Annotated in this window: 4 protein-coding genes; 2 read left to right on the forward strand and 2 right to left on the reverse strand. The window is 64.3% G+C overall.

The genetic code is table 11. The features are described from left to right. Nucleotides 1–736 precede the first annotated feature (736 nt). Complete coding sequence (locus B5D66_RS24760; RefSeq protein WP_078764242.1) at nt 737–931, reverse strand: DUF397 domain-containing protein; 195 nt, start codon at nt 929–931, stop codon at nt 737–739. Continuing rightward, nucleotides 921–1724, reverse strand: a complete 804-nt coding sequence (locus tag B5D66_RS24765; protein WP_078764243.1) for a helix-turn-helix domain-containing protein — start codon at nt 1722–1724, stop codon at nt 921–923. The genes B5D66_RS24760 and B5D66_RS24765 overlap by 11 nt, the downstream gene beginning before the upstream one ends. 284 nt (nt 1725–2008) lie before the next feature. On the opposite strand from B5D66_RS24765, the gene B5D66_RS24770 reads away from it, so the two are divergent. After that, on the forward strand, nt 2009–2419 hold the full coding sequence (locus B5D66_RS24770) for an ATP-binding protein (RefSeq protein ID WP_078764244.1): 411 nt from the start codon (nt 2009–2011) through the stop codon (nt 2417–2419). Nucleotides 2420–3008: 589 nt separating this feature from the next. Next, a complete protein-coding gene (locus B5D66_RS24775) occupies nt 3009–3323 on the forward strand; it encodes a hypothetical protein (RefSeq protein ID WP_078764245.1) in 315 nt (104 codons plus the stop codon). Nucleotides 3324–3600: the final 277 nt, after the last annotated feature.

A 3600-nucleotide genomic window follows, 5' to 3' on the forward strand; every position in this document is an offset into this window, starting at 1 on the left:
GCCGGTTTCTTAAGAAGTGGTCGTGAACGGCTTCGGAGCTCGGTAACGTTGCAGGTCAGTAAGAGTGCTCCCCGCGCACGCGGGGATGGTCCCCCCGCGTCGGAGGCGGTCGCCACGCCCAGGCAGTGCTCCCCGCGCACGCGGGGATGGTCCCGCCGACCTGACCGCGCACCTGGCCGAGGTCGCGTGCTCCCCGCGCACGCGGGGATGGTCCCTGGGCGGCCATGTGACGGCGCAGGGAGTCCGGGTGCTCCCCGCGCACGCGGGGATGGCTCGCCAGCCGGACGACGTTGGTCTAGCCCCTCTGGGCCGGTCTTGGCAGTGGCTTCCGTGGTTCTCCGAGTCACTGTCCCGGGAGGCGCCCACAGCCTCCGGATCTGTCTGAATGAACCGGTTGGCGTCGTTCTCCTGCCGCTGAAGCCGGTGAATACAGGACGATGCCAGCGGCGTGGTCCGGCAGACCCGGCAGCACATGCTCCGCTGACACCACCCGGCCGCGCTCATGGGCGCGGGTTCCAGGTAACCCTCGTACGGGAATCGTTCCCGTTCACAACGGGACCTCGCGGTGAAGGTGAGCCGAGCATCGCGTGCTGACGCGGTACGGCCGGCCGGTCGATGCCGCCTATGTACAAGTCGTGCCCCGTCGGTGGCGCTGTGACCGGGTGATACGAGATTCAGCGTCACTGACAGGGCACTTCTGAAGTTGAGCTGGCCTTTATGGGACAAATCCGGCTGGTTACAGTTGTCCTTCCTTCACTGCTTTGAGGAAGGACGACCAGGCCGAGGCCGGGAAGTCGAGAAGCGCGTGGTCCCGGTTCTGGGTGTCACGTACAAGGGTCCGGGTACCTTCCGCTACTTCGACACATTCGGATGCTGCACCGCTGTAGCTGGACTTGTGGAAGCGATCTGGCGACGGGGTGTTAGATGGCACCTTGAGCCTTCCTGATCACATTCAGTGAAGTTGTGGGGGGTAGGGCTACAGCTTGTAGTTCCCCGTACAGGGCTACGTGACGCCGTACCTCAGGGAGAGAGTCCACGATGTTTCCGCCACCCGAGGAGTCTCCATACACTATGGTTCCTCCTTCTCTGGTCGTGATGATGCGGAAAGGGCCGGAGTTTCCCGGACAATCCGGTGTTGTGGCAGGAACGACCTGTACCCGTATCCGTTCCTTCTCGGCCAGTTCCACCAGGAGAGCCAGCTGGTCGCGCATGATGTCGGTACCACCCACGATACGCCCCAGTACTGACTCGCAGAGTGTCACCCAGAGCCGGGGACCGTCCTCCCTGGTCAGGGTGCGGCCTCGTTCCAGCCGTGCGGCTACAAGGCGTTCGATCTCGTCGGGCCGGTCAAGCGGCCTTCCCACCTTGAAAATCGCTCGGGCATAACCCTCCACCTGGAGAACGCCGGGAACCAGGATCGGTGCCCATGCCCGGATCTCCGTGGCGTTTTCTTCGGATTTGGTCACTAGGCGAAACCACTCGGGTGACCCCGTGGCGGCGTGTTCCCACTTACGCAGCAGGATGCCATTGGTACCGAAGTAGTCCTCAAGCTGCTGTGCTATGTCCTTTTTTGTGGCCCGTGTGGCACGCTCGATCTTTCCCAGCATCCCGCTGGTGATCGATAGCTCCTTGGCTACCTGGCCTAGGGATTTTCCTGCTTGAGTCCGCCGTCGTCGGACCTCCGCGCCGAAGTCCAGCCATGTGTCCAGTTGTTTCTCAGGCATGAGTACAAGTGAACTTGAGGTCGGTACTTATCGCGACAGTATTGGCAGAACTCTGGTGACCGCTAGCGGACTGGATGATCCTGAACGCGGACGGAAGAAGGAGTCCTCGCGCCGTGGCCATTGGCCGGGGCTCGGTCATCAGTGATGGGAGCTGACGAAATGTGGAACCTCGCAACATGCTTTTCCATAAGGCGCGCTCTGTCCGATCGATACGGAGAGAGCAGGAATTTGTACCCGCTTGTACCCTCCTGTCGTCCCCGTCATCGGCGTCCAGGAGCCGGAGCATGATGGCGCACACGGTGTTCTCCACCTCCCTTCCAGGTACGGCAGAAAGTGTGGCGGTAGCCCGTCGCTTCGCTACCGGGACGCTACACGTGGCGCCTCAAGGGGTGCCCGCAGCGATCGTCGACGATGTCGAGGTCATCGTTTCCGACCTCGCCACTAACGCGATCCGATACACCCAAAGCGGGGACGCAGGGGGGACCTACGACCTGTATTTGGCCGTTCATGAGCGCAGCCTCTCCGGGAGTATCCGCACCCAGGCCCCCAGGCCTCCCCTCGGGGAGGTCTTCCCCGCACCGGACGGATTGCTCTTGGCCCAAGCGCTGGCAGATGAGTGCAGCAGTCTGATGCCCTACGAGCACGGCGTTTTCTTCACCCTGGGATGGAGTCTGGAAGGCGAGAGGAGAGGATGACGTCTCAGGAGGGTCCCCGGTCTCCGACTCGATCGCCACCACGGGGTTCCACCCGAGGAGCCGGCACGCCCCGATGCCATCCGACGTCATATGACACCGGGAGCGGCGACCACATCGGAGGAGCCATTACCTGCCGCCCAACCAGGTGGAGACGACCCTGATGCGGTCCCAGGTGTGGCCCCGGCCGCCAAGAGGGAAGCCGCCGGGCGTACCGTCCACCTGCCCGCTGCGGAAAGCAGATCCCCGAGTCCGGTAGAGGGCGACGGGGCTACCTCATCCGCCGGCCAGGACACGGGAACCACGCGGCATTTACTTACACCGTCCCGTCCACACCCGGCGTCCACGAAGCCCTGACGAGGAGTCCCGGGCGGGCCGTAGGCCTGATCGAAGACCGGCACCGCGAAGTGCGAGCCCGATTCCGCGGAAGCGGGCTGTCCATGCCCGAAGATCCGCGAGAACCGGACGGTGGCGGTGAGGGGGCCTGACGGTTTCCGACCCGCCACAAGAAACGAAGAACGGCCCCGGCAGGTGCTGGTAACACCTGGCACAGGGCCTGACTCCCAACCTGTCGAGACCAGGAAGAAGAGCTGTGCGCGACCTTATCAGCCGCGTCATCACCGCGATCGCGGTCATGCTGTTGGCCCTTGTGCATCCCCGCGTCACCACCGAGGCGGTCATGGCCGCAGTGGCCGGCACCGGTACCACCGCCGGACGCTACGAGGAACCCGCTGCCCCCGTAGTGCCTCCGCCCCGCAACGCCGAGCGTGTGCGCCCCTACTTCAGGGCACCTCACACGGCCTACGCCTTCGGCTCCCCACATTGGTGGGAAGCCCACGCGGCTTCCAAGCGGCCGCAGCCGTTCATCCATGACGGGACGCCCTACCGGCCTTACGTGACCGCCTGACAGAACCTTTCCCGGTCGTCCTGAGCCACCGGGGCTCTGTACCCGCCTTGCCATGTGAGGACTTTCCCGGAGGGGACAGGGATGGCCGCTCGCGCCACGTGGGCGGCCGTCGCCGTTCCCTGTCGGGTCCGGTCGAGGCGGGTGTGGACCTCGCCGTTCCTCCGGGAGGTGGCCTGTGACCTTCCAGAGGGTGGTTCGTGGTTCGGTGGGTGTTTTGCCGGTTTCTTAAGAAGTGGTCGTGAACGGCTTCGGAGCTCGGTAACGTTGCAGGTCAGTA

It is taken from the genome of Marinactinospora thermotolerans DSM 45154 (assembly GCF_900167435.1).
Classification (GTDB): Bacteria; Actinomycetota; Actinomycetes; order Streptosporangiales; family Streptosporangiaceae; genus Marinactinospora; species Marinactinospora thermotolerans.